Origin of the sequence: Pseudomonas fluorescens (genome assembly GCF_012974785.1) — a bacterium.
Lineage (GTDB): Bacteria > Pseudomonadota > Gammaproteobacteria > Pseudomonadales > Pseudomonadaceae > Aquipseudomonas > Aquipseudomonas fluorescens_BT.
This window is the reverse complement of sequence record NZ_CP027561.1, coordinates 292,528-316,168: the sequence shown is the minus strand read 5'-3', so window position 1 is coordinate 316,168 and position 23,641 is coordinate 292,528. Positions and strand designations below refer to the sequence as shown.

Here is a 23,641-nt window from a genome sequence, read left to right as displayed (position 1 = left end):
TCGGATTTCGATTGTCACGTCCATTGCAGAGCCTCAGGATCGCGCCGTCATCCCTTTGAGGCTCCTCTATGAAGTTCTCCCAGATTCTCTTGTTGTCCCTTGGCCTGGTCAGTGGCTTCGCTTCTGCCGGAGGCACCACCGAAGCAGGTGTGGGCGGCGCATTGGGCGGGGTTCTTGGCTCGGTCGTCGGTCAGTCTTTAGGCGGCAGCACAGGTTCAACCATTGGCGCGGCCCTGGGTGGCGCGGGTGGTAGCGCGGTGGGCGCCAACAAACACAGCCGTGGCGAAGCCGCCATTGGCGGTGCATTGGGCGCAGCCGGCGGTAACGTGGTCGGCCGCAGCATGGGCGGCACCACCGGCAGCCTGATCGGCGCCGCAGCAGGTGGCGGCGCCGGTGGCGCGCTGGGTAACTACATGGGCAACGAGAGCAATCGCGAAGACCGCTATTACGATCGCGGCCGTGACCGTGGTCGCTACTACCGCGACGATCACCGTGGTCGTGGCCACGCGTACGGCCATCGCAAGCATCACCGCTACTACCGCGACTGAGGCCTGACCTCGTTGCCGGTACAGCCAAATCGCAGCTCCCCCGAGCTGCGATTTTTTTTGCCTGTCAGATCGCCAGCCGTTCCAGCGCTCCGCGCAAACCCGCAGGGATCGCCACCGGCTGGTTCGATGCACGATCAACGAACACATGCACGAAACGCCCCGCCGCACAGGCTTCATGCTCGCCAGTCTTGAACACGGCCAGCTCGTATTGCACTGAACTGTTGCCCAGTTTGCCGACCCGCAAGCCGACTTCGATCAAGTCCGGGAACGCAATCGAGGCGAAGTAATCGCAAGACGAACTCACCACAAACCCCACCACCTCGCCATCGTGAATATCCAGCCCACCGACCTGAATCAGGTAGGTGTTCACGGCCGTATCGAAAAAGCTGTAGTAGGTGACGTTGTTGACGTGGCCATAGGCATCGTTGTCGTGCCAGCGCGTGGTGATCGGCTGGAAATGCGGGTAATCGGCGCGTTGCGGCATCGGGTTGGACATCAGTGTCGATTCCTTGAGTGATCGGCTCAGTCTAAAGGTAAAAACCCTTTCCTCGCGCCGCCAGCTCGCCAATCAATTGTGCCGGTCGCCACTGATCTCCCTGCCGCGTTTCCAGCGCCAGCAGCCGCTTGTGAATATCTGCCAGCCCCTGATCGTCCGCCCAGGCCATCGGCCCACCCCTCTCCGCCGGGAAGCCATAGCCGTTCAGGTAAACCTGATCGATGTCATGCGCCGACTCGGCAATCCCTTCCTGCAGGATCTTCGCGCCCTCGTTGACCAACGCCAGCAGACAGCGCTCAAGGATCTCCTCGGACCCAATCTCACGGCGATGAAATCCCAGACCTTCGCTGACGCTCAACACCAGTGCGTCCACTTCAGGGTCATGCTCGGCCTGACGACTGCCTGGTTCGTAATGGTAGTAACCGTTGCCGGACTTCTGACCGAAGCGACCCAGTTCACACAAGCGGTTATCCACCTGAACCTCGGGCGCGTCCTGCCCTTTGCCGGCCAGCTCGCGGGCACGCCACTCAAGATCGATGCCGACCACGTCGTACATGCGAAACGGCCCCATGGCGAAACCGAAACTCTGCAACGCCGCATCGATCTGATGTGGATACGCCCCTTCGAGCAACATCTTGCGCGCTTCGAGCACGTATGGATGGAGCATGCGGTTGCCGATAAAACCGTGGCAGTTGCCCGACACCACACTGACCTTGCCCATGCGCTTGCCCAGCTCCAGAGCGGCTTCAAGCACAGCCGGTGAGGTCTGCGCGCCACGGACTATTTCCAGCAGTTTCATGATGTGCGCCGGGCTGAAGAAATGCAGGCCCAGCACTTGAGTCGGCCGCCGTGTCGCGGCGGCAATGGCGTCGATGTCCAGCGCCGAAGTATTGCTCGCCAGCAGCGCCTCTGGCTTCAGCACGCCATCGAGCTCACGGAAGATCTTCTGCTTGAGCTCGAGGTTCTCGTACACCGCTTCAATCACCAGGTCGACGTTGCGGATCGCCACATAATCCGCCGCCGCGCTGACCCGGGCGATTCGCGCATCAGCCTCGGCCTGATCGATCCGCCCCTGACGCACGTTGTGCGCATAGGTATCGGCCACCGTCTTCAGCGCCTGCTCAAGCATCTGTGGATTGTTGTCGACCCATTGCACTGACACGCCGGCGTTGGCCAGGCACATGACAATGCCACGGCCCATGGTGCCGGCGCCGATCACGGCGGCCCGCTGAATTTCGAAGGATGTCTGGCTCATGTTGTTCTCTTGTGGGCGATCCAAAGACAGCCTTCACCATAGTCAGCCACCGGGCATTTTTGAAGTTTATTGCCGTGATGATCGACATTCAGCAAATGGATTCGATGCCTCAGAGATGCGCCTGAGCCCACGCCCGCACGTCCGCGTAGGGGTAGTCCTCCAGCGCCGCATACCCGGAGATGGTTCGCGCCTTGAGTTTGGTAAACAGCGGCACACTGATCCCGCACAGAAACCGCGTCAGCCGCTCCGCCGAAGGAACGCTGCCGGTCAGTTGCTCATGCCTGTGGATAAAATCGCCGCACAACGCCGGAAAACTTTTATCCACAAGCGCCGGCAACGCCGGAGGTGACGGCAGCCGGGCGACCTGCCCGTGGCACACCGAACAATGCCCGCAATGCTCGGGGGCATTGTGATCACCGAAGTACTCCGCCAGTCGGTGGCCCAGGCAACGCTCGGTGGCGAACAATTCGAGCATCGCGTGAATCCGCGCCACTTCGGCCTGTTCGTGGCGGGAGAAGTCATCATGCAACTCGCCACTCAGGACCTGGCTGTCGAAGGCGCTGTGCAGCACGTTGTAGACCTCGGTCATCTGTTTGCTTTCCAGCTCGACCCAGCCCTTCTCCTGGAAGTAATCCAGCGCCTTCACCACACGATTTCGCTCGGCCGAATATTGCGAATACATCGCCTCGAAATTCACCGTGGCCCAGGTCCGCGCGCGGCTCGAAGTCTGGATGATCGCCGCGACGAAATCCCTGCGCTCACCCTCAAAACGCTCAAGCAACGCCTCGGGCTCCAGCAGGTATTTGAAACGGTATTCGGCGTAATACGCGTAGCGCGGGGCAATCAGCCCTCGCAGCTCCAGTTGCACCAGCAACGTCTTCAATGGCAGCGCACGGATGTTGCTCTGATCCGCCAGCGGCCCGAGTAAAAACTCCCACTGACCTTCAGGGGCAGCGGTCTGTAACTCGTCCAGCACATGGCGAATGCCGTCGCGCTCCGGCGTGTCGCCATAGACGAAGTTTTCCAGCACATTGAGACTGTCGCGGTTGGCCAGCACCAGACAGTCGGAGGGTTGCCCGTCACGCCCGGCGCGGCCGATTTCCTGGCTGTAGTTTTCAATGGATTTGGGCAGGTCGAAATGCACCACGTTGCGGATGTCGCTCTTGTCGATGCCCATGCCGAACGCGATGGTGGCGACGATGCAATTGGACTGCCCGCCCATGAAGCGCTTCTGGATCGCTTCACGTTGTTCGTGGGGCAACCCGGCGTGGTAAGCCTCGGCCTGGATGCCATTGCGCTCCAGATGCTCGGCGATGTATTCGGCGGTTTTCTGCAGGGTGACGTAGACGATGCTCGGCTGACCCGCACGCTCGGCCATCCACTGCACCAGCCGTCGACGCTTGTCCTCACCGCGTACCGGCTCCACCAGCAGATTGAGGTTGGGCCGGTAGAAACCGGTGGTCACCACATCCTCGGCGGCGATGGCGAATTTCGCCTGCATGTCGGCGATGACTTTCGGCGTTGCCGTGGCAGTCAGCAGCAAGGTCTGCGCAATGTTGAACTGGCGCTGGTAGTCCGGCAGCTTGAGGTAGTCGGGCCGGAAGTTATGGCCCCATTCGGAGATGCAGTGCGCCTCATCCACCACCAGCAGCGAGATCGGCACCTGCTGCAAAAAATTGCGGAAGCGCTCGTTCTTCAAGCGCTCAACGGAAATCATCAGAATCTTCAATTCGCCCGAACGGGCACGGGTCATCACGTCGTTGGCATCTTCGCGGCTCTGTGCCGAGTCGATGCTCCCCGCCGAAATGCCGTGGCGCCGCAAGAACTCAAGCTGATCCTGCATCAGTGCCAGCAACGGCGAAACCACCAGCGTCAGGTGCGGCAGCAGGAGCGCCGGGACCTGGTAGCAAAGGGACTTGCCGGAACCCGTGGGAAAAATCGCCGCCGCCGAGCGCCCGGCCAGCACAGCGCTGATTGCCGCTTCCTGACCGGGTCGAAATTGTGGATAACCGAAAACCTGTTCCAGGGTGTTGTGCATTCGCTGTCACTCCGTTGACCGCCGTGATGCCAACAGCCTAGCGGGCGATCGCAGCGAATCGAGAAAAGGTCGGGGGGCAAATCGATACGGGATGATACAGCGTCGGCGGCCACGCCACGGGATCAAACAAATGAAACACTTTGTTCATCGCCGCGTGAATCGACCTGAAGGTAATGTCCGTCACGCCTCGAGCCAGGACGGCCGATGCCCATGGATTTTTATCAAGGAGTGAACATGTCAAAGCCTTTGAAACTGCCCTTCGCCCTGATCCTTGCATCCCTGTTACTGGGTGGATGTACGCCCTCTCCCGACAACTTTCCACCGCCCTGGGCTTCCGCCGTGACAACGGGTGAAACCTCTTCAACCTGACACCCGCCAAAGCGCTATGGCCGCAGGACGGCCACCCGCAATTGCTCATCCAGTACCCGCTCATGCACGTCCAGGCTCTTGCTCGCCCACAGTGCATGGGCCGGGCTGATATCGCCCGTAAATGCCGCCGCCAACTGACGCAAGTCGGCGACGCTGCGCACCCGCGGGCAAAACGCTTGTTCGTCGCAATTCTGACTGGCGTTGCGATAGGTATGGAGCAAGCGATCCCACAGACCGTCGCGCACTTGTCGGATCGACTTGAGCTGCATTTGCTGCACGCCCAGTCGTTGTTTGAGTCCCGTTTCGTCCAGCGCTTCGCTCGCCAGCAGAGCCTTGCCGAAGATCAACACTTCAGCGCGGGAAGCTGTGTCAATGTTGGCTTGAGTGGTGAGTGCATCGGGCCAACCGCTGCGCTCCAGGTTGGCCAGCGCCAGCCCATTGCCCGTGTCGGAGGCCACCGTCAAACGACAACCACTGGCCCACAGCAAGATGATCGAGGCCATTCGTAGCCACTGCATACCTAATTCCCTTTAAGCGTGTGTCGGACGTCTGGAAACGCCCTACGGATTCTGGCGCGCACCATACAGAGGTTTACCGGGAATCGCCCGACAAACGCGTGGGAAATTTCTTCCGTCAGGGTTTGGCTGTGAAAACACCGCAAAAATGCGTAGGGCAAATGCCCGAACCCCGGAAAAACCCCTACGAATTCTGTCCATCGCGGCTGTCTTGTCCCGCTCGAGGGCACCCTTCTATAGTGGCCGGCGCGACTGAAAACACTGTGTCGGCCCGCCACAGCGACTTCGTAAAGGAGACACCCCGATCATGAACATGTTCAAACCGTCAAACACCCGATACCGCGCACTCACAACCAGCTATAGCGAAACGCCCGTGCTGATCATTGATACCGAAGCGAGCCACCGCGATCTCCTTGATGCCGCCGATCAGCGGCTGCGGGCGGCCAACAACCTGCTGGAAACTCTTTACTGCCTGTGTTTCAAACAGGCCGATGTCAAAGACATCCCCAACATCGTCAATGCGCTTTATCTGTTGACGCAGGACGGCTGCGACTTGCTGGAAGTTGCAAGACAACGAATAAATAATTAACGCCACCAGCCAAACTTACAAAGTTCGAAACAACCCTTCACTTCCATTACTGCGAAGTTCAGAACTAGCCTGTTTGCTCTTTCATCAACCCAGAGCAACAACATGACTACGCTAACTATTTTCTTTTGCGGTACAGGTTCGACAAAGTTTGATAACACCCACGAAAATTATTGGGATGGCGAACTGGTCTCCACACTTGCCTCCCATCACTCTGGTCGCGAGTTCGCCGAATGGATCGTGGTCGATGGCCCCGGCACCAGTAACCTGCAGGCCGATGACCTGTTCACCAAATCCAAGGACTATGGCCTCAGCGGAACCCTGTTCGGCAAGGGCTGGGAGGAAAACGTCCAGCACGCGATGAACATCATCAAAGGCAAATGCGACTGGCAGCGCGAGCAACTGACCGAAGCAGAATATAACCGCCTCAAAGCGGCAGGCATTCCCATTGAAGATGTAAAAGTCGAGGGCTCGTGGCTATGGCGCAAGTACAACTACGGCGACCGCAGCATCACGCAACAGAAGTTACAGGAGCAGATCATTAAAACTTTCCGCAAGGACGGTGTCATTCCAACAAAAGTCAATCTGGTGGGCTGGAGCCGTGGCGGCATAAGTTGCCACATGCTGGCCAATGCCATGTTCAACGACACTGCGCTGAAAAACATTCCAGTGAATATCTTCGCCATTGATCCCGTGCCCGGTATCGGTAACTTTCAGGAACACCGGGTGAAGCTCAACACCAACGTAAAAGAGTACGTGGGCTTCTATGCACGGGACGAACGATCCAAAGGCTTCAGCTGCGTCATCCCACAAACCGCGACCAGCACCAAGACCAGCATCTTCCCCATGTCCGGCCGTCACGCCACCCTGGTCGGCAACGCTTCCGCCGATGGCAACAGTGGTCCCAAAGTGCTGGCCGAACCGGGTCTCATCGTCCGCCACTTTGCAGAGGTCTGCCTGAAACGCTGGGGCACCGTCCTCGAGAAAAACCTCAACCTCTCCGACGCCGACCTTCGCAACCATGCCGCCGCCATCGTCAATGCGGCAGCGAAATACAAGGCCATGGAAAAGTGCTCCTACACCTGGTTCACCGAACTGGATCAAGGCGAACGCTACGTTTCGCTGGGCAGCAAAGGCGTTCCGTTCTCGACGGTAAAAGGCACGATCTACACCCCGGCGAGCGGGCTGACGACGAGTGTGCTGGATGTTGAGGCGTATCGGGCGATTCGTTGAAACCGTGATTGATCTGTAGGAACGGCCTGCCCGGATCTGCATCCCGTTCCTACAGGCAGCGGCGCCTTGTCTTCTATCGGTGCCTGTTAGCCCAAATCTATAGTTGTGAGTGTCGCTGCCCAATCAGCGATTCAGGTTTGGTCACCTGAAAAACAGAGATAACTGATACATGCCCTTGTATGCTGCCGAGCTCTTTCTGTCGGCATGCTTTATGGCGGGCTGTGTTTGGGACGCTTCGGCGTACCGGGTTATCTCTGCCGGTTTGACCAACTTGAACACAGTCCGCCTCCACCGCTTGGTCACGGTAGCAGCGGTTAATCGATGCCTACAGAGATAGAAAAAATGAAATCATGGAACGAGCTCCACTCCGATCGCTACCGCCCCGTCGACTCCAACCTCACCGACACCAAGCCCCTGGTCATCGACACCGATGCCAACCCGCAAGACATCCTCGAATGCGCCGTCCAGCGCCTGCGTGCCTCCAGCGACCTGCTGCAAACCCTCTACTGCCTCTGCTTCAAACACGCCGACGTCGAAGACATCCCGCACATCACCCACGTCCTCTACCTGCTGACCAAAGACGGCTGTGACCTGCTGCAAGTCGCCCAGCAGAAAATGCTCAGCTGGAAAGCCCCGGCCTAACGAACTCCTCAGGCAGGCGTGTTCATGGCTAGAACTGCCTGCCTCTATCTCAAACACTGACGCTGACATTTCCGACGCAAAACTTAAGGATCTGGATTTTGCAAACTATTATTGATTGCGTACGATGGGAGCCATTGTTCAACCAAGGGCTTGCTTTCATGACCACTGAAACCATTGATCACAGCACTCTCACGCGACTGTTTGAGAACGGTTCGATCAGTAGCGCACATATCGTCGCCAAGCCCGGTGGCTGGTCGATTCAAGTTCAGCAAGGAAGCAAAGAGTATTCACTGGCAGCACAGCGCAGTGGTCAGGTGCGGCTGTTCAAGCGGTTCGAAACACTGGTGACATACCTGCAAGGAGTGGGTATCAATCACTTCGATGTGGACGCCTCCAGTTATGATCCTCTTCAAATAAAAACCTATGCTCGCCCTGATCGCGCCGAAGCGATGAAGCAAGCTCATGAAGCCGCTGCGTATGAAGAATGGGTCAAGCAACAGGTACAAATCAGCATTGATGACCCAAGACCCAGCGTCAGCGATGAAGACGCTCGCAGGATATTTGCCGCCAAGCGTGATGCCCTGCGTCAGCGAGTACGTTGATGAGGTTAGTCTGGCGCCAAGAGGCGCTGGATGACCGAGACAACATCATGGAGCGTATCGGACAGGAAAATCCCGTTGCAGCGATTGAGCTCGATGAGGTTTTCGAACTGAAAGGAGAAAGCGCTCGCCAGCACCCAGCCATATACCGAAAAGGTATCGCGGAAGGCACCCGCGAAATCGTCGTCACCCCAAACTACGTCATCATCTACGCAATCAAAGTTGATGTTGTGGAAGTGCTGCGAGTGCTGCATACCAGACGGCAATGGCCATGATGGCTGGAGAAAAAATGCTTAGGAGTTCGAGGCTCCTTAAGTAGCATTATTCTGGCTGTTTAGCGCGGACTCTGCGGGAATAATGGCAGTTGATCTGACAACGAAGTCCAACCAATCACCCACAAAAAAGCCGCCCTCAAGAGGCGGCTTTTTCATTCACCAGAACTAAGCCTTACAACTTAGGCCCGGCACCCTTGATCGCGTCGCTCACGTCGAACTTCTTGAAGTTCTCGATGAACAGACCGGCCAGTGCTTTGGCAGCTTCGTCGTACGCAGCCTTGTCAGCCCAGGTGTTGCGTGGGTTGAGCAGGTTGGTTTCGACGCCCGGTACGGCCAGTGGCACGTCCAGGTTGATGGTGTCCAGGTGCTCGGTTTCAGCACCGATCAATGCACCGCTCTGGATCGCTGCGATCACGGCGCGGGTGGTCGGGATGTTGAAGCGTTTGCCGACGCCGTAGCCACCGCCGGTCCAGCCGGTGTTGACCAGGTAGACCTTGGAGCCGAAGCCCTTGATGCGCTTGATCAACAGCTCAGCGTATTCGCCAGCCGGACGCGGGAAGAACGGTGCGCCGAAGCAGGTGGAGAAGGTCGACTTGATGCCGCTGCCCGAACCCATTTCAGTCGAACCCACCAGTGCGGTGTAGCCGGACAGGAAGTGGTAGGCCGCCTGCTCGTTGTTCAGGATCGACACTGGCGGCAGGACGCCGGTCAGGTCGCAGGTCAGGAAGATTACAGCATTGGGCTCGCCGCCCAGGTTCTTCTCGGAACGCTTGGCAACGTGCTCCAGCGGGTAGGCTGCGCGGCTGTTCTGGGTCAGGCTGACATCGGCGTAGTCGGCGTGCTTGGCGTCGTCGATCACGACGTTTTCCAGCACAGCGCCGTGCTTGATGGCTTTCCAGATGACCGGCTCGTTCTTCTCGGACAAGTCGATGCACTTGGCGTAGCAGCCGCCTTCGATGTTGAACACAACACCTTCACCCCAGCCGTGTTCGTCGTCACCGATCAGGTAACGGCTTTCGTCGGCGGACAGGGTGGTCTTGCCGGTGCCCGACAGACCGAAGAACAGGGTCACGTCGCCCTCTTCGCCGATGTTGGCAGCGCAGTGCATTGGCAGCACGTCAGCGGCCGGCAGCAGGAAGTTCTGCACGGAGAACATGGCTTTCTTCATTTCACCGGCGTAACGCATGCCGGCGATCAGCACTTTCTTCTGGGCAAAGTTGATGATCACGCAACCGTCGGAATTGGTGCCGTCACGCTCAGGCACGCACTCGAAGTTGGCGACGTTCAGCACTTGCCACTCTTCGCGACCGGCCGGGTTGTACTGGGCCGGATTGATGAACAGGCAACGACCGAACAGGTTCTGCCAGGCAGTCTGAGTGGTCATCTTCACGGCCAAGTAGTGATCTTCGGCCGCACCTACATGCACGTGGGAAACGAAATGCTCTTGCGCGTTGTTGAATGCTTCAACACGAGCCCACAGCGCGTCGAACTTGTCGGACGGGAACTTGCGGTTGATCGGGCCCCAGGCAATGGCAGCCTGGGTGGAAGGCTCTTCAACGATGAAACGGTCGACTGGCGAACGGCCGGTGCGGTGACCGGTGCGAACAACCAGAGCGCCGGTATCGGCAAGCTCGCCTTCACCGCGTTTCAGGGCTTCTTTTACCAGATCATCAACACTCAGATCGGTGTACACGGCGTTATTGGCTTGCGTCATGAGGTTCCCCGTCGGCCAGTGGCCGAGTGTGCTCCAAACGTTTTGTAGTAGAAAGTCGTGCACTACTACCGCGAAAAAAGTGGGCCGGATTATGCCAGAAAAGCCCAAAAAGAGTAGGGCCCTCCCGTCGTAACGGCGTTATTCCGTCGTTGAGCAGTGAATTTACCTGCGCTGAACCGTTTTAGTGCCGGGTATCTGACGGCGTCTCGACGCCCGCGCCAGCGAACAATTGAGCGATATCCGCCGCATCGAACAGGTAGCGCTGGTTGCAGAACTGGCAATCGATCTCGACACTGCCACCCTGCTCGGCCACCAATTGCTGCGCATCTTCCAGACCCAGGCTGACCAGAGCATTGCCCGAACGCTCACGGGAGCAACTGCAGTGGAAGCGCAGTTTCTGCACATCGAACAGACGGACCTGCTCTTCATGGTAGAGACGATGCAGAACCGTTTCGTTGTCCAGGCTCAACAGTTCATCAGCGGTCAGGGTGTTGCCCAGCGCGGTGATGTGCTGCCAGCTGGCGGCGCGCTCTTCTTCATCTTTCAGGCGATCGGCAGGCAGTTGCTGCAGCAGCAGGCCACGGGCGCGACGACCATCGGCGCAGAGCTTGAAGCGGGTGCCGACCTGTTGGGACATGACGAAGTAGTTGGTGAAACAGTCGGAAAGGGTTTCGCCGTCAAGGTCGACGATACCCTGGTAACGCTGGCCTACCGTCGGGTCGATCGTCAGGGCCAGAACACCGTTGGGCATCAGGTCGGCGAGGGTCGCGTCGGGGGCGATCAGGTCAGCCTCGTAACGGGCTAGGCCACGGATTTCACGCTCGCTGGAGCATTCGATCATCAGCAGCGGGATCGGGCCTTCGGAGCGCGCCTGAAGAATCAGCAAGCCATCGAATTTCAGGGTGCCCACCAGCAACGACGCGGCAGCCATGAATTCGCCCAGCAATTGCGCAACCGGCTCCGGGTACGGGTGCTTGGCGAGCACTTCGGCGTAGCTGCGTTCCAGCGACACCAGTTCGCCGCGCGTGTCGCTGTCATCGAAGATGAAGCGTTGGGTGTAATCGGTATCGAGGAAATCGGTCATAGGTTTAGGTATCTGATTTTAATGACAAAATGGTTACAAAGAATGAAAATCCCGCGCTTCTGGCATCCATTTTGATGCCTGTGTTCAGCCACGGGAGGCATTTTATGAACAATCCGGGTTTGTTCCAATCAAGGTGGAACCTCGGCCGGCTGCTTCTGTGCAATACGGTGCCATTGGCACTACTGGCTTTCTGGTTATGGCCTACAGGCCAGATGCTGTGTGTGGTTTTCGACGAGTGGCTGTTCCGCTCACTCAATACTCCGCTGGCCAGCAACCCCATATGGCTCCACATCTGGGCAATTGCAAGTCTGCGCCCGTTCGATGTTGTCGTCGGACTGATTCTGCTGACGTTGCTGATCAAGGGCGACTGGGTCTTCAAGGCGATTGATGTACGTCGCGCCTTCTTCGGATTTTTCTCGATCCTGCTGCTGATGGTGGTCATCCGCGCGCTGTTTTCCAAATTCGCCGATCACATGGGCTGGCAGCACAACAGTCCCTCCATGGTGCTCGAAGGCGCCGTCCATATGAGCGATTACTTCCCGCATCTGGAGAAGGCCTTTGAGCTGAAGGATCGCTCAAGCCAGAGTTTCCCCGGTGACCACGCTTCGGTGCTGCTGATCTGGGCGCTGTTCATGGGGGTGTTCAGTCGTTCAGCCGGCCAGTTCCTGACGATCTGGGGCCTGGCGCTGCTGTTCATGCTGCCGCGTCTGGTAGCCGGCGCACACTGGGGCCAGGACGATTACATCGGTGGTCTGCTGCTGGCGGTGTGGGCGCTGGGTTGGGGTTACTACACGCCGTTCGCCTATCACGCGGCGAATTTCTGGCTGAAGGTCACGGCGCCGATTTTCGGGCTGCTGGGCAAGTTGCCGGTGATTTCGCGGATGACCATCGTGTCCGCACGATAATCGACGACCACTGAAAAAAATCGCAGCCTTTGACGGGTCTTGAGTCAGGACCGGCCAGCTGCGATTTTTTATTCGCCGCTACTGTTCCCACGAAATTTAAACAGATCCCGCCGCTGCTTCTTGCTGGGTTTGCCATCGGTGGTCACGCCCATCGCCCCGGCCTTGCGCATCGCCGCAGCCGCCTCGCGCTTGGCGATACTGGCCTCGGTCTCCGCATACAGTGTCTGAGCTTCCGGCGCGCCACGACGCACGATCGACAGGGCCTGGACCACTACAGTCTTTTCCTCGAAGCCGGTGCGAATCTCGAATTCGTCGCCAATGCGTGGCTCTTTGCCAGGCTTGCAGCGCTCTCCCCGACAATGCACTTTGCCGCTCTCGATCGCAGCCTTGGCCAAGGCCCGTGTTTTATAAAAACGCGCTGCCCACAACCATTTATCGAGACGGACCTTGTCGTCCTCTTCCTGTTTTTGCGCCATATGAATTCCTCGTTCAGCCAGTAGTCGGAACTGTACTACCGATTCTGTCGGGCGCAAGGATCCGGCCCTCCAGATAAACTGTGATCTTCGCCGGTTCAACGGCATGGAGTGATCGAGTGACCAAATTTCCGTCTTCATTGACCTCGCCCCGATCCGGGTGCCTGGGCTGCCAGCAAAGCGAGCCGCTGGGCTTCGATTTTTCCTTCGCTTATCAGCCCATCGTGGATCTGCGTGACGAGTCGGTTTACGCCTACGAGGCGCTGGTTCGTAGTCCGGCCGGTGAAGGCGCGTTAACCGTGCTGGACCAGGTTACAGAAGACAACCGCTACCGTTTCGACCAACTCTGCCGGACTCGCGCCATCGAAGGCGCGGCCGCGCTTAATATGCAGACACACTTGTCGATCAACTTCATGCCCAACGCCGTCTATCGTCCAGAGTTATGCATTCGCAGCACCCTGGAGGCTGCCAGGAAACACAATTTCCCGATCGACCGTCTGATTTTCGAAACCCTGGAAAGCGAGCACGTAGATAACTATCGCCATTTGACCAATATTCTGCGTGAATACCGCGAATTCGGCTTCAAGACGGCTATCGACGATTTCGGTGCCGGCTATTCGGGGCTCAATCTGCTGGCCGATTTCCAGCCTGACCTGATCAAACTCGACATGGCGCTGATCCGCGATATCGACCGTGACCGTATTCGTCAGGCTATCGTTCGGGGGATTGTCACAATCTGTGCGGAGTTGGACGTTACAGTCATCGCCGAAGGCATAGAAAGCGCTGGTGAACGGGATTTCCTGGCGGATTGTGGAATATTTCTGATGCAGGGATTCTGGTTCGCCAAGCCTGCATTCAAAGCGTTAGCTCAGGTTTCCCCTGCAGCGTGGGCGCGTTAATTGTTGGTTTTTTCCATTGAAGACATTTGACCATTTGACCGTTGTCGGTCTGCGCGAGTGGGTGGCGCTCCCGGATCTGGGAGTTGCGGGCCTTCGGGCGAAAATCGACACCGGCGCCAGCACCTCCAGCCTGCACGCCACCGACATCGAGCCGTTCGAACGGGACGGCGAGAAATGGGTGCGTTTCACTGCGCACCTGGGCACGGTGGTGCAGTTGCGCCACCGGCGTTGCGAAGCGCCGCTGGTCACCCGCAAGACCATCAAGAGTTCCAACGGCCAGGCCCAGGTGCGCTACGTGATCAGCACCACCCTGGCCCTCGGTGATCGGGTCTGGCCGGTCGAGTTCACCCTCGCCTGCCGCAAGTCCATGCGCTATCGCCTGTTGCTCGGTTCCAAAGCCCTGATCGACGGCCAGCTGGTGGTCAATCCGGGCATCAAGTATGTACAAGACAAGCCGGTGTTCCCGGTATCTACCTCCTCCACAGGTGTTGCATGAAGATCGCTGTGCTGTCGCGCAATCCGCGTCTGTATTCCACCCGTCGTCTGGTCGAAGCCGGCACCGAACGCGGGCATGAAATGGTGGTGATCGACACCTTGCGCGCCTACATGAACATCGCCAGCCACAAACCGCAGATCCACTATCGCGGCAAACCGCTGGAAGGTTTCGACGCGGTGATCCCGCGGATCGGCGCATCAGTGACGTTCTATGGCTGCGCGGTGTTGCGTCAGTTCGAAATGATGGGGGTGTTCCCGCTCAACGAATCGGTGGCCATCGCCCGCTCCCGGGACAAACTGCGTTCGCTGCAGCTGCTTTCCCGCCGTGGCATCGGCCTGCCAGTGACCGGGTTCGCCCACTCGCCGGACGACATTCCCGACCTGATCGACATGGTCAACGGCGCACCATTGGTGATCAAGGTGCTGGAAGGTACCCAGGGGATCGGCGTGGTGCTGTGTGAAACTGCAACGGCGGCGGAGTCGGTGATCGAGGCATTCATGGGCCTGAAGCAGAACATCATGGTGCAGGAATACATCAAGGAAGCGGGCGGCGCGGACATTCGCTGTTTCGTGGTCGGTGACAAGGTGATCGCGGCGATGAAGCGTCAGGCCAAGCCCGGGGAATTCCGCTCCAACCTGCACCGTGGCGGCAGCGCCAGCCTGATCAAGATCACCCCGGAAGAACGCATGACCGCGTTGCGCGCCGCCAAGGTCATGGGCTTGGCGGTGGCCGGTGTGGATATCCTGCGTTCGAATCACGGGCCGTTGGTGATGGAAGTGAACTCGTCGCCGGGCCTGGAAGGGATCGAGACCACCACCGGCAAGAACGTGGCGGGGATCATCATCGAACACCTTGAGAAGAATGGCGGGCCGAACATGACCCGCACCAAAGGCAAGGGCTAGACCTGAAGCGATGAGGCGGCCAAATGGCCGCCATCGCGAGCTGGCTCCCACAGGGGGATGCATTTCAACTGTGGGAGCGAGCTTGCTCGTGAAGAGGCCGTCAGACCCGGCAGGATATCCGCCGTTAAACGGCATCTCTTGGCAACATCAATCCCAGCGGCAACCGAACCCGTGCTTCCAGCCCGCCACCGGACCGGTTACGCAACTCGACATTGCCGCCATGCATCGAAGCTATCCGCTTGACGATCGCCAGCCCCAGCCCGGTGCCCTTCCCGCCCCGCGCGCGGTCGCCACGGGTGAACGGATTGAAGATCGCCTCGAGCTCCGACGGATCAATCCCCGCCCCACGGTCCATCACGCTCAGCACCACATACGGCGCGCTGGTGTCGCCGGACACATAGGCCGCGACGTCCACGCTACCGCCGGCATGGTTCAACGCGTTGCCGATCAGGTTGTTCAGCAGACGTTTCATCGACACCCGACGCAGCGGGAACGGCTGGATCGGCTCCAGACGCAAACGCACCTTTTCTTCACTCTGGTTGTACGGCGCCGCGACTTCGCGCACCAGATCGCTCAGATCCACCTCTTCCACCGACTCGTCTCGACCATCGCGAATGAACGCGAGGAACTGGTCGAGGATCGCGTCCATGTCTTCGATGTCGCGCACCATGTCGTCGGTCAGGTCGGTGCGATCGCCCATCAACTCCAGTGACAGTCGCAGACGGGTCAGCGGTGTTCGCAGGTCATGGGAAACGCCGGCGAGCATCAGTTCACGTTCACGACCGGCCTGTTCGACGTCTTCAGCCATCTGATTGAAGGCGCGATAAACCTCGGTCATTTCGCTGGGCGTATCGCTGATCGGCAGGCGCACGCTGCGGCCCTGACCGAGTTGCCGGGCGGCATAGACCAGACGTTTCAACGGTTGGTTGAGCTGGCTGACGAAAATCCATGCGGAAGCGGTCGAAAGCAGCCCGATGGCGAGGAACCATCCGAGCACGTTCCAGATTTTCTGGCCACGCAACGGATGAGGATACAACGGCACTTTCAGCCATCCGTCCCCCAGGCTCGGCGCGCGCACCCACAACGCCGGCGGCGAATGCATGCGCAGCCGGACTTCTGTATCGGCACCCAGCTCCGCCTGCATCTGCCGCTGGTAGATTTCGCTGTAAGGCCAGTGCTGTTCACCTTCCGGCACACCGGCACCGACCACCCGGATCAGGGTTGCGGCATCGGCGATCTTCGCGCGGTTCTCTTCATCGGCGGCCCAATAGGCGCGCAGCGTCAAGGCGACGCCGTGGCTGTATTGGCGATCCACCAGCACATCCTCGTTCATCAGCAGATAAACCAGGGTCAGTGCCTTGGAAAACAATACGACGATGAGCACCAGCCAGAGGGTGCGGGAGAAGAAACTTTGGGGGAACCAGACAGGGGTTTTCATGGATAACCGCTACGCACTTGCAGGAGCGAGCAATGCTCGCATATTGCGGATAGCGAGTCTGCGGAGGCGGCACTTTCGACCGTTTCCCGCAGACCCGCTCCTACAAATCACCCGTCACTTGGTGGAGTTGCCATCCGGCACGAATACATAACCCACGCCCCAGACAGTCTGGATGTAGCGCGGTTTGGACGGATCGGGTTCGATCATCCGGCGCAGACGGGAAATCTGCACGTCGATGGAACGCTCCAGGGCATCCCACTCCCGGCCACGAGCCAGGTTCATCAGCTTGTCGCGGGTCAGCGGCTGACGGGCGTTCATCACCAAGGCCTTGAGTACCGCAAACTCACCGGTGGTGAGCATGTGCACTTCGTCGCCGCGCTTGAGTTCGCGGGTGGCCAGGGACAGCACGTAGTCGCCGAACGTGACATTTTCTTCTTCACTGCCCGGCGCGCCCGGCACCGGTGCGGCCTGACGGCGCAGTACGGCTTTGACCCGGGCCATCAGCTCGTCCGGGTTGAACGGCTTGGCCAGGTAGTCGTCGGCGCCCAGCTCCAGACCCTTGATACGGCTCAACTCGTCGCCCTTGGCGGTGAGCATGATGATCGGGATCTGATTGTTCGCGCCACGCAGGCGACGGCAAGCAGTCAGGCCGTCTTCACCTGGCAGCATCAGGTCGAGAACGACCAGGTTGAACACTTCGCGCGACAGCAGACGATCCATCTGCTCGGTGTTCGGTACGGCGCGGGCACGGTAGCCCTTGCTGACGAAGAAGCGTTCCAGCAGGCTGCTCAGCCCCGGATCGTCGTCAACAATAAGAATTTTTTCGCCTTCAGCAGTTTGTGCAGTGCTGCTCATTGGATGCTCCTTTTAGCTCGGCGCGCATTATGGCGTAGCTGCCGTTATACGCACCGTGTGCATTGTTAGCAGATTTTTCCTTCACTGCCAGAAAACCGGGGCTTGAGCCTACAGACTGCGTCGCCCCCGAATGACAGAACGCCGGTTATAATGCGCGGCCTTTTGTGCCAGGCAACGTCTGAATCGTTACCGCAGGTGGCCGTCCTTTATTTTCCGGGTCGCCGCAGTAATTGTTCGATTTCACGGGTCAATGGAATGCCTTTTGACCCAGGCAGCGGCCAGCATCAAGCCGCCCCACCAGACTCCGGGCCTTCATTTACGCGCCTGCGAGCCTGCTTTCACAATTTGTCAGGTGGTTTTATGGACAGCATCAACAGCCGCATCGCCGAGGAACTCGGCGTACGCCCACAACAGGTCGAAGCGGCCGTCGCGCTACTCGATGAAGGCTCAACCGTTCCCTTCATCGCCCGTTACCGGAAAGAAGTGACCGGCAGCCTCGATGACACTCAGTTGCGTCATCTGGAAGAGCGTCTGCGCTACCTGCGAGAACTCGACGAACGGCGCATCAGCATTCTTTCCAGCATCCAGGAGCAGGGCAAACTCACCCCCGAACTGGAACGCGAAATCAAACTCGCCGACACCAAGACCCGCCTCGAAGACCTGTACCTGCCGTACAAGCAGAAGCGCCGCACCAAGGGCCAGATCGCCCTGGAAGCCGGCCTCGGCGAGCTGGCCGACGGTCTGTTCAACGACCCGAGCCTGACCCCCGAAGCCGAAGCTGCGCGCTTCGTCGACGCCGAAAAAGGCGTGGCCGATGCCAAGGCAGCGCTGGAAGGCGCCAAATACATCCTCATGGAGCGCTTCGCCGAAGACGCCAACCTGCTGGACAAACTGCGCAATTATTTGAAGCAGGAAGCCACCCTCAGCGCCCGCGTGATCGCCGGCAAGGAAGAGGAAGGCGCCAAATTCCGCGATTACTTCGAACACGACGAACCGCTGAAAAGCATGCCGTCGCACCGCGCGCTGGCAATTTTCCGTGGTCGCAACGAAGGCATTCTCAGCTCCGCGCTGAAAGTCGGCGAAGAACTGCCGGGCACCCTGCACCCGTGCGAAGGCATGATCGGCCAGCACGTCGGCATCCAGAATCAGAACCGTCCGGCCGACAAATGGCTGGGCGAAGTGGTGCGCTGGACCTGGAAGGTCAAGCTCTACACCCACCTGGAAACCGACCTGCTCGGCGAGCTGCGCGACGGCGCCGAGACCGAGGCGATCAACGTGTTCGCCCACAATCTGCACGACCTGCTGCTGGCCGCCCCGGCCGGCCCGCGTGCCACCCTGGGCCTGGACCCGGGCCTGCGCACCGGTTGCAAGGTCGCCGTGGTCGACGCCACCGGCAAGCTGCTGGATCACGCCACGGTTTACCCGCACGTGCCGCACAACAAGTGGGATCAGACCATCGCCATCCTGGCCGCCCTGTGCGCCAAGCACTCGGTCGATCTGATCGCCATCGGCAACGGCACCGCCAGCCGTGAAACCGACAAGCTGGCCATCGAGCTGATCAAAAAATACCCGGCGATGAAAATGACCAAGGTCATGGTCTCCGAAGCCGGCGCATCGGTGTACTCGGCATCGGAACTGGCGGCCAAGGAATTCCCGGATCTGGACGTATCGATCCGTGGCGCAGTATCGATTGCCCGCCGTCTGCAGGACCCACTGGCAGAGCTGGTGAAAATCGATCCGAAATCCATCGGTGTCGGCCAGTACCAGCACGACGTGTCGCAGCTGAAGCTGGCGCGCGGCCTGGACGCCGTGGTCGAGGACTGCGTGAACGCCGTGGGCGTGGACGTGAACACCGCCTCCGTAGCGCTGTTGGCGCGGATCTCCGGCCTCAACGCGACCCTGGCGCAGAACATCGTGGCCCACCGGGACGAGCACGGCGCATTCAAAACTCGCGCTGCGCTGAAGAAAGTCGCGCGTCTGGGCGAGAAAACCTTTGAGCAGGCCGCCGGCTTCCTGCGCGTGATGAACGGCGATAACCCGCTGGATTCCTCGGCCGTTCACCCGGAAGCCTATCCGCTGGTGCAACGCATCGCCGCTGAAACCGACCGCGACATCCGCTCGCTGATCGGCGACGCGGCGTTCCTCAAGCGTCTGGATCCGAAGAAATTCACCGACGAGACCTTCGGTCTGCCAACCGTCACCGACATTCTGCAGGAACTGGAAAAACCGGGCCGCGACCCGCGTCCGGAGTTCAAGACCGCCGAGTTCCAGGAAGGCGTCGAGGACCTGAAGGACCTGCAACTGGGGATGATCCTCGAAGGCGTGGTGACCAACGTGACCGCGTTCGGTGCGTTCGTCGACATCGGCGTGCATCAGGACGGTCTGGTGCACATTTCCGCGCTCTCGGAGAAATTCATCAAGGATCCGCGCGAGGCGGTGAAGGCCGGTGACGTGGTGAAAGTGAAGGTCATGGAAGTCGACATCCCGCGCAAACGCGTCGGCCTGTCGATGCGTATGAGCGACACCCCGGGCGAGAAGATCGACGGTGCCCGTGGTTCGCGTCCGGGCTCGGCGCCACGCCAGTCCCAGGGTTCGGCTCCGCGCAAGGAAAGCACCCCGGCAGCTCCGGCGAACAACGCCATGGCGTCGCTGTTCGCCAACGCCAAGCAGTTGAAGAAACGTTGATGGAAATTCCGGCCGGGCTCGTCGAGAGCGCGTTTTTCAAGCTGTTGGGCTGTCGCCTGCACAGCCTGGAAACCGGGGTGGCGCAAGTCGCCCTGGCGCTGGAACCCGAACTGCGCAATCGCGGCGGCAAGCTGCACGGTGGCGCGCTGTTCAGTCTGGTCGATATCGCCATGGGGCTGGCCTGTTCCAGCACCCACGGCTTTGATCAGCAGAGCGCGACCATCGAGTGCAAGATCAACTACATCCGCGCCGTCTCCGAAGGCGAGGTGATGTGCACGGCGCGGGTGATCCACCCGGGCCGGCGCACGCTGGTGGTCGAAGCCGACGTGATGCAGGGCGACAAACTGGTCGCAAAAGCGCAAGGCACGTTCGCTGTCCTGTAGATGTTGTTCATCATTTTGAGTTAATTTCGGCGCTGTGATCGCAGCGTCGAGCTTTTCTGTGGGAGCGGGCTTGCCCGCGAAGAGGGAGTGTCAGGCAGCATCAGGTCGCCTGACACGACGCCTTCGCGGGCAAGCCCGCTCCCACAGGGATCGCGTAATCTTCGCGTGCATCGGCCAGATTCAGGGAATGAAGTCGGCGCTTCAACGGGGGCTTCAGAGCCCGAAAAACCAGGCGAAAACGCCAGTTTCAACTTCACCCTTGTAGACCGTCCTGCCCACCCCCATATTGGGGCGACTGACGCGTGAAGGAATCCAAATTGAGCGAACTTCTCAACCGCCGCCTGGCTCTGCTCGGCGAGCGCGCTAACCTCTCTCTGCTTGAGCAGTGCCTTCACGGTATCGAACGTGAATGCCTGCGCGTGACCGGCGAAGGCCGTCTGGCCCAAACGCCGCACCCTGAAGCCCTGGGTTCCGCGCTGACCAACGAACAGATCACGACCGACTATTCCGAGTCGTTGCTGGAGTTCATCACGCCCGCCCTGCCAGACCCTGCCGATACCCTGGCCAGCCTGGACAAGATTCATCGCTTCGCCTACAGCAAGCTCGGCAACGAGTACCTGTGGAGTCCATCGATGCCGTGCCCGTTGCCGGCCGAGGAAGACATCCCGATCGCCTATTACGGCACCTCCAACATCGGTCAGCTCAAGTACGTCTACCGCAAGGGCCTGGCCCTGCGTTACGGCAAGACCATGCAGTGCATCGCCGGGATTCACTACAACTTCTCCCTGCCGGAAAAGCTCTGGCCGTTGCTGAAAGAAGCCGAAGGCTTCGTCGGCACCGACCGGGATTTCCAGTCGTCGTCCTACATCGCGCTGATCCGTAACTTCCGTCGCTACAGCTGGCTACTGATGTACCTGTTCGGCGCTTCGCCGGCGCTGGACGCCGGTTTCCTGCGCGGCCGTTCGCATCAGCTGGAACAGCTGGATCCGGACACCCTGTACCTGCCCTACGCCACCAGCCTGCGCATGAGTGACCTCGGTTACCAGAGCAACGCCCAGGCCGGCCTGACCCCTTGCTACAACGACCTGGCCAGCTACACCGACAGCCTGCGCCAAGCGGTGGCCACGCCGTACGCGCCGTACGTTGAAATCGGCACGCACCAGGATGGCGAGTGGGTGCAACTGAACACCAACATCCTGCAGATCGAAAACGAGTACTACTCCAACATCCGCCCGAAACGCGTGACCTACACCGGCGAGCGGCCGATCCAGGCCTTGATGGCCCGTGGCATCCAGTACGTCGAAGTGCGCTGCCTGGACATCAACCCGTTCCTGCCGATGGGCATCGATCTGACCGAGTCGCGCTTCCTCGACGCGTTCCTGCTGTACTGCGCGCTGAACGACAGCCCGTTGCTGACCAACATCAGCTGCGGCAACGCCACCTCCAACTTCCTCAGCGTGGTCAAGGAAGGTCGCCGTCCGGGCCTGCAATTGCAGCGCGACGGCCAACCCGTCGACATGAAGGAATGGGCGGCGCAACTGCTGGAAAAAATTGCTCCGCTGGCCGCGTTGCTCGATCAGAGCCATGGCGGCGATGCCCACAGCAAGGCCCTCGACGCGCAACTGGCGAAGGTCAAGGACTCGTCCCTGACACCTTCGGCCCAAGTGCTGGCGGCCATGGCCGAGCACAAGGAAAGCTTCGCGCAATTCTCCCTGCGCCAGAGCCAGGCCCACGCCGAGTTCTTCCGCAGCGAGCCGTTGGCGGCTGACGAGCAAGCGAAGTTTGAAGAACTGGCGCGCTCTTCACTGGCGCAACAGGCTGAGCTGGAACAGAACGAGGTCGGCGATTTCGACGTGTTTGTCGGGTCGTATCAGGCGAGCATTCTGGCGATCAGCAACTGATCGATCGGCTTTGGATCGCAGCCCCTCACCCTAGCCCTCTCCCAAGGGGAGAGGGGACTGACCGAGTTGTACTCTCGAACTGCACCGACGTGAAATACCGAGTCGAACTCAGGATCTGAAAAGCCCCCGATCAGCTCCCTTTCCCCCTCGCCCCCCTGGGGGCGGTCCGACGCTTCGGGAGGGTTGGGGTGAGGGGGAAAAGATCTCAAGCCATACCCAGAACTCCAACGCCCCCAATACCTCTGAGCCTTAGATTTTTCCGCTCATAAGCTCATTCTAAAAAGTTATTTATTTTTAGATTCTTAGATCATTTAGTCTCCTTTCACGCCGACGCTCGGTCGCCTGATATGGAGCTCTTCAATGAAACTGAATGTCCCGCTTCGCCTGCTGGCCGTGGCCTCTCTGGCTGCCGCGAGTTTCCTGGCTCAGGCCGCCGACCTCACTGTTGCCTACCAGACCACCGTCGATCCGGCGAAAGTCGCCCAGGCCGACGGCGCCTACGAGAAAGCCACCAAGGCCGACATCAACTGGCGCAAGTTCGATAACGGTGCCGATATCATTGCCGCCATCGCCTCCGGTGACGTGCAGATCGGCTACCTCGGTTCCAGCCCGCTGACCGCGGCGATCACCCGCAAGGTGCCGGTGGAAACCTTTCTAATTGCCACCCAGATCGGCGCCGCCGAAGCGCTGGTCGCCCGCGACGGCTCCGGCATCAAGACCCCGCAGGATCTGGTCGGCAAGAAAATCGCCGTGCCGTTCGTGTCCACCGGTCACTACAGCCTGCTCGCCGCGCTGAAGCACTGGAACATCGACCCTTCGAAAGTCACCGTCCTCAACCTCGCCCCGCCGGCGATCATTGCCGCGTGGAAACGCGGTGACATCGACGCCACTTACGTTTGGGATCCGGCGCTGGGTGTGGCCAAGGAAAACGGCAAAGTGCTGATCACTTCCGGTGAGCTGGCCAAGTTCGGCGCGCCGACCTTCGACGCCTGGATCGTGCGCAAGGACTTCGCCGAGAAGCACCCGGAAATCGTCACGGCCTTCGCCAAAGTCACCCTCGACGCCTACGCCGACTACCGCAAGGATCCAAAAGCCTGGCTGGCCAACCAGAGCAACGTCGACAAGCTGGTGAAGCTCTCCGGCGCCAAGGCCAGCGACATTCCATTACTGCTGCAAGGCAACGTCTACCCGCTGGCGGCGGATCAGGTCAGTGACCTCGGCGCGCCGACTACCAAAGCCATCACCGACACCGCTGCGTTCCTCAAGGAGCAAGGCAAGGTCGAAGCGGTACTGCCGGACTACGCGCCGTACGTCAGCGCCAAGTACATCACCAACTGATCGGGAGTCAAC

The 23,641-nt window shown here is 59.6% G+C and carries 23 protein-coding genes; 14 read left to right on the top strand and 9 right to left on the bottom strand.

All coding sequences use genetic code 11. The annotated features are described in order from the left end of the window. Positions 1 to 68: 68 nt before the first annotated feature. Positions 69 to 548 (top strand): glycine zipper domain-containing protein, encoded by a 480-nt coding sequence (locus C6Y56_RS01360; protein ID WP_169428411.1) that lies wholly within the window; start codon positions 69 to 71, stop codon positions 546 to 548. 64 nt (positions 549 to 612) lie between these two features. Here the strand turns inward: C6Y56_RS01360 and C6Y56_RS01355 are convergent, their stop codons facing one another. From C6Y56_RS01355 to C6Y56_RS01340, 4 genes are all read right to left on the bottom strand, one after another. After that, on the bottom strand, positions 613 to 1,044 hold the full coding sequence (locus C6Y56_RS01355; RefSeq protein ID WP_169428410.1) for an acyl-CoA thioesterase: 432 nt from the start codon (positions 1,042 to 1,044) through the stop codon (positions 613 to 615). 31 nt (positions 1,045 to 1,075) lie between these two features. After that, positions 1,076 to 2,299: a 3-hydroxyacyl-CoA dehydrogenase gene (locus C6Y56_RS01350; RefSeq protein WP_169428409.1), complete on the bottom strand. Its 1,224-nt coding sequence runs from the start codon at positions 2,297 to 2,299 to the stop codon at positions 1,076 to 1,078. Positions 2,300 to 2,408: 109 nt separating this feature from the next. Continuing rightward, positions 2,409 to 4,337, bottom strand: coding sequence for a RecQ family ATP-dependent DNA helicase (locus tag C6Y56_RS01345; protein WP_169428408.1), 1,929 nt, complete (start codon positions 4,335 to 4,337; stop codon positions 2,409 to 2,411). A gap of 383 nt (positions 4,338 to 4,720) precedes the next feature. Continuing rightward, on the bottom strand, positions 4,721 to 5,224 hold the full coding sequence (locus tag C6Y56_RS01340; RefSeq protein WP_169428407.1) for a polysaccharide deacetylase: 504 nt from the start codon (positions 5,222 to 5,224) through the stop codon (positions 4,721 to 4,723). Positions 5,225 to 5,528: 304 nt separating this feature from the next. Between C6Y56_RS01340 and C6Y56_RS01335 the strand changes: the two genes are divergently transcribed. The 5 genes from C6Y56_RS01335 (at position 5,529) to C6Y56_RS01315 (ending at position 8,556) form a co-directional block, all read left to right on the top strand. Next, on the top strand, positions 5,529 to 5,810 hold the full coding sequence (locus tag C6Y56_RS01335; RefSeq protein ID WP_169428406.1) for a hypothetical protein: 282 nt from the start codon (positions 5,529 to 5,531) through the stop codon (positions 5,808 to 5,810). A gap of 102 nt (positions 5,811 to 5,912) precedes the next feature. Next, complete coding sequence (locus C6Y56_RS01330; protein ID WP_169428405.1) at positions 5,913 to 7,040, top strand: hypothetical protein; 1,128 nt, start codon at positions 5,913 to 5,915, stop codon at positions 7,038 to 7,040. A 342-nt stretch (positions 7,041 to 7,382) separates the two neighbouring features. Then, positions 7,383 to 7,682: a hypothetical protein gene (locus C6Y56_RS01325; protein ID WP_169428404.1), complete on the top strand. Its 300-nt coding sequence runs from the start codon at positions 7,383 to 7,385 to the stop codon at positions 7,680 to 7,682. 158 nt (positions 7,683 to 7,840) lie between these two features. Continuing rightward, positions 7,841 to 8,284: a hypothetical protein gene (locus C6Y56_RS01320; protein ID WP_134825142.1), complete on the top strand. Its 444-nt coding sequence runs from the start codon at positions 7,841 to 7,843 to the stop codon at positions 8,282 to 8,284. Positions 8,285 to 8,331: 47 nt separating this feature from the next. Continuing rightward, a complete protein-coding gene (locus C6Y56_RS01315) occupies positions 8,332 to 8,556 on the top strand; it encodes a type II toxin-antitoxin system RelE/ParE family toxin (RefSeq protein ID WP_243433403.1) in 225 nt (74 codons plus the stop codon). A gap of 172 nt (positions 8,557 to 8,728) precedes the next feature. Here C6Y56_RS01315 and C6Y56_RS01310 read toward each other — a convergent pair whose 3' ends face one another. Together C6Y56_RS01310 and hslO are read right to left on the bottom strand one after the other, a co-directional pair. After that, on the bottom strand, positions 8,729 to 10,270 hold the full coding sequence (locus C6Y56_RS01310) for a phosphoenolpyruvate carboxykinase (protein WP_169428402.1): 1,542 nt from the start codon (positions 10,268 to 10,270) through the stop codon (positions 8,729 to 8,731). A 181-nt stretch (positions 10,271 to 10,451) separates the two neighbouring features. Beyond that, positions 10,452 to 11,354 carry an Hsp33 family molecular chaperone HslO gene (hslO, locus tag C6Y56_RS01305; protein ID WP_085712714.1) on the bottom strand — a complete coding sequence of 301 codons (903 nt, stop codon included), beginning with the start codon at positions 11,352 to 11,354 and terminating at the stop codon, positions 10,452 to 10,454. Between the two features lie 104 nt (positions 11,355 to 11,458). Between hslO and C6Y56_RS01300 the strand changes: the two genes are divergently transcribed. Continuing rightward, positions 11,459 to 12,259 carry a phosphatase PAP2 family protein gene (locus C6Y56_RS01300; RefSeq protein ID WP_169428401.1) on the top strand — a complete coding sequence of 267 codons (801 nt, stop codon included), beginning with the start codon at positions 11,459 to 11,461 and terminating at the stop codon, positions 12,257 to 12,259. A gap of 68 nt (positions 12,260 to 12,327) precedes the next feature. Here the strand turns inward: C6Y56_RS01300 and C6Y56_RS01295 are convergent, their stop codons facing one another. Beyond that, positions 12,328 to 12,735 (bottom strand): RNA-binding S4 domain-containing protein, encoded by a 408-nt coding sequence (locus C6Y56_RS01295; protein ID WP_169428400.1) that lies wholly within the window; start codon positions 12,733 to 12,735, stop codon positions 12,328 to 12,330. 116 nt (positions 12,736 to 12,851) lie between these two features. Between C6Y56_RS01295 and C6Y56_RS01290 the strand changes: the two genes are divergently transcribed. The 3 genes from C6Y56_RS01290 to rimK all read left to right on the top strand — a co-directional run bounded on the left by C6Y56_RS01290 (position 12,852) and on the right by rimK (position 15,029). Beyond that, positions 12,852 to 13,631, top strand: a complete 780-nt coding sequence (locus C6Y56_RS01290; RefSeq protein ID WP_169428399.1) for an EAL domain-containing protein — start codon at positions 12,852 to 12,854, stop codon at positions 13,629 to 13,631. A gap of 76 nt (positions 13,632 to 13,707) precedes the next feature. After that, positions 13,708 to 14,127, top strand: coding sequence for an ATP-dependent zinc protease family protein (locus tag C6Y56_RS01285; protein WP_240789107.1), 420 nt, complete (start codon positions 13,708 to 13,710; stop codon positions 14,125 to 14,127). Further along, positions 14,124 to 15,029, top strand: a complete 906-nt coding sequence (gene rimK, locus C6Y56_RS01280; protein ID WP_007949201.1) for a 30S ribosomal protein S6--L-glutamate ligase — start codon at positions 14,124 to 14,126, stop codon at positions 15,027 to 15,029. Before C6Y56_RS01285 ends, rimK begins: the two co-directional genes overlap by 4 nt. Positions 15,030 to 15,153: 124 nt before the next feature. Here rimK and C6Y56_RS01275 read toward each other — a convergent pair whose 3' ends face one another. After that, positions 15,154 to 16,467 (bottom strand): ATP-binding protein, encoded by a 1,314-nt coding sequence (locus C6Y56_RS01275; RefSeq protein WP_085712711.1) that lies wholly within the window; start codon positions 16,465 to 16,467, stop codon positions 15,154 to 15,156. A gap of 114 nt (positions 16,468 to 16,581) precedes the next feature. Continuing rightward, positions 16,582 to 17,322 carry an osmolarity response regulator transcription factor OmpR gene (ompR, locus tag C6Y56_RS01270; protein ID WP_007952694.1) on the bottom strand — a complete coding sequence of 247 codons (741 nt, stop codon included), beginning with the start codon at positions 17,320 to 17,322 and terminating at the stop codon, positions 16,582 to 16,584. A gap of 360 nt (positions 17,323 to 17,682) precedes the next feature. Here ompR and C6Y56_RS01265 point away from each other — a divergent pair, with 360 nt between their 5' ends. From C6Y56_RS01265 to tauA, 4 genes are all read left to right on the top strand, one after another. Further along, positions 17,683 to 20,007 (top strand): Tex family protein, encoded by a 2,325-nt coding sequence (locus C6Y56_RS01265; RefSeq protein WP_169428398.1) that lies wholly within the window; start codon positions 17,683 to 17,685, stop codon positions 20,005 to 20,007. Then, positions 20,007 to 20,390: a PaaI family thioesterase gene (locus C6Y56_RS01260; protein ID WP_085733334.1), complete on the top strand. Its 384-nt coding sequence runs from the start codon at positions 20,007 to 20,009 to the stop codon at positions 20,388 to 20,390. The genes C6Y56_RS01265 and C6Y56_RS01260 overlap by 1 nt, the downstream gene beginning before the upstream one ends. A 317-nt stretch (positions 20,391 to 20,707) precedes the next feature. Continuing rightward, positions 20,708 to 22,291 carry a glutamate--cysteine ligase gene (gene gshA / locus C6Y56_RS01255; protein ID WP_169428397.1) on the top strand — a complete coding sequence of 528 codons (1,584 nt, stop codon included), beginning with the start codon at positions 20,708 to 20,710 and terminating at the stop codon, positions 22,289 to 22,291. A 360-nt stretch (positions 22,292 to 22,651) separates the two neighbouring features. Beyond that, positions 22,652 to 23,629: a taurine ABC transporter substrate-binding protein gene (tauA, locus tag C6Y56_RS01250; protein WP_169428396.1), complete on the top strand. Its 978-nt coding sequence runs from the start codon at positions 22,652 to 22,654 to the stop codon at positions 23,627 to 23,629. Positions 23,630 to 23,641: the final 12 nt, after the last annotated feature.

Coding starts and splice junctions, on each gene's coding strand:
- C6Y56_RS01360 (WP_169428411.1), top strand. CDS start 69: ATGAAGTTCTCCCAGATTCTCTTGTTGTCCCTTGGCCTGGTCAGTGGC.
- C6Y56_RS01355 (WP_169428410.1), bottom strand. CDS start 1,044: ATGTCCAACCCGATGCCGCAACGCGCCGATTACCCGCATTTCCAGCCG.
- C6Y56_RS01350 (WP_169428409.1), bottom strand. CDS start 2,299: ATGAGCCAGACATCCTTCGAAATTCAGCGGGCCGCCGTGATCGGCGCC.
- C6Y56_RS01345 (WP_169428408.1), bottom strand. CDS start 4,337: ATGCACAACACCCTGGAACAGGTTTTCGGTTATCCACAATTTCGACCC.
- C6Y56_RS01340 (WP_169428407.1), bottom strand. CDS start 5,224: ATGCAGTGGCTACGAATGGCCTCGATCATCTTGCTGTGGGCCAGTGGT.
- C6Y56_RS01335 (WP_169428406.1), top strand. CDS start 5,529: ATGAACATGTTCAAACCGTCAAACACCCGATACCGCGCACTCACAACC.
- C6Y56_RS01330 (WP_169428405.1), top strand. CDS start 5,913: ATGACTACGCTAACTATTTTCTTTTGCGGTACAGGTTCGACAAAGTTT.
- C6Y56_RS01325 (WP_169428404.1), top strand. CDS start 7,383: ATGAAATCATGGAACGAGCTCCACTCCGATCGCTACCGCCCCGTCGAC.
- C6Y56_RS01320 (WP_134825142.1), top strand. CDS start 7,841: ATGACCACTGAAACCATTGATCACAGCACTCTCACGCGACTGTTTGAG.
- C6Y56_RS01315 (WP_243433403.1), top strand. CDS start 8,332: ATGGAGCGTATCGGACAGGAAAATCCCGTTGCAGCGATTGAGCTCGAT.
- C6Y56_RS01310 (WP_169428402.1), bottom strand. CDS start 10,270: ATGACGCAAGCCAATAACGCCGTGTACACCGATCTGAGTGTTGATGAT.
- hslO (WP_085712714.1), bottom strand. CDS start 11,354: ATGACCGATTTCCTCGATACCGATTACACCCAACGCTTCATCTTCGAT.
- C6Y56_RS01300 (WP_169428401.1), top strand. CDS start 11,459: ATGAACAATCCGGGTTTGTTCCAATCAAGGTGGAACCTCGGCCGGCTG.
- C6Y56_RS01295 (WP_169428400.1), bottom strand. CDS start 12,735: ATGGCGCAAAAACAGGAAGAGGACGACAAGGTCCGTCTCGATAAATGG.
- rimK (WP_007949201.1), top strand. CDS start 14,124: ATGAAGATCGCTGTGCTGTCGCGCAATCCGCGTCTGTATTCCACCCGT.
- C6Y56_RS01275 (WP_085712711.1), bottom strand. CDS start 16,467: ATGAAAACCCCTGTCTGGTTCCCCCAAAGTTTCTTCTCCCGCACCCTC.
- ompR (WP_007952694.1), bottom strand. CDS start 17,322: ATGAGCAGCACTGCACAAACTGCTGAAGGCGAAAAAATTCTTATTGTT.
- C6Y56_RS01265 (WP_169428398.1), top strand. CDS start 17,683: ATGGACAGCATCAACAGCCGCATCGCCGAGGAACTCGGCGTACGCCCA.
- C6Y56_RS01260 (WP_085733334.1), top strand. CDS start 20,007: ATGGAAATTCCGGCCGGGCTCGTCGAGAGCGCGTTTTTCAAGCTGTTG.
- tauA (WP_169428396.1), top strand. CDS start 22,652: ATGAAACTGAATGTCCCGCTTCGCCTGCTGGCCGTGGCCTCTCTGGCT.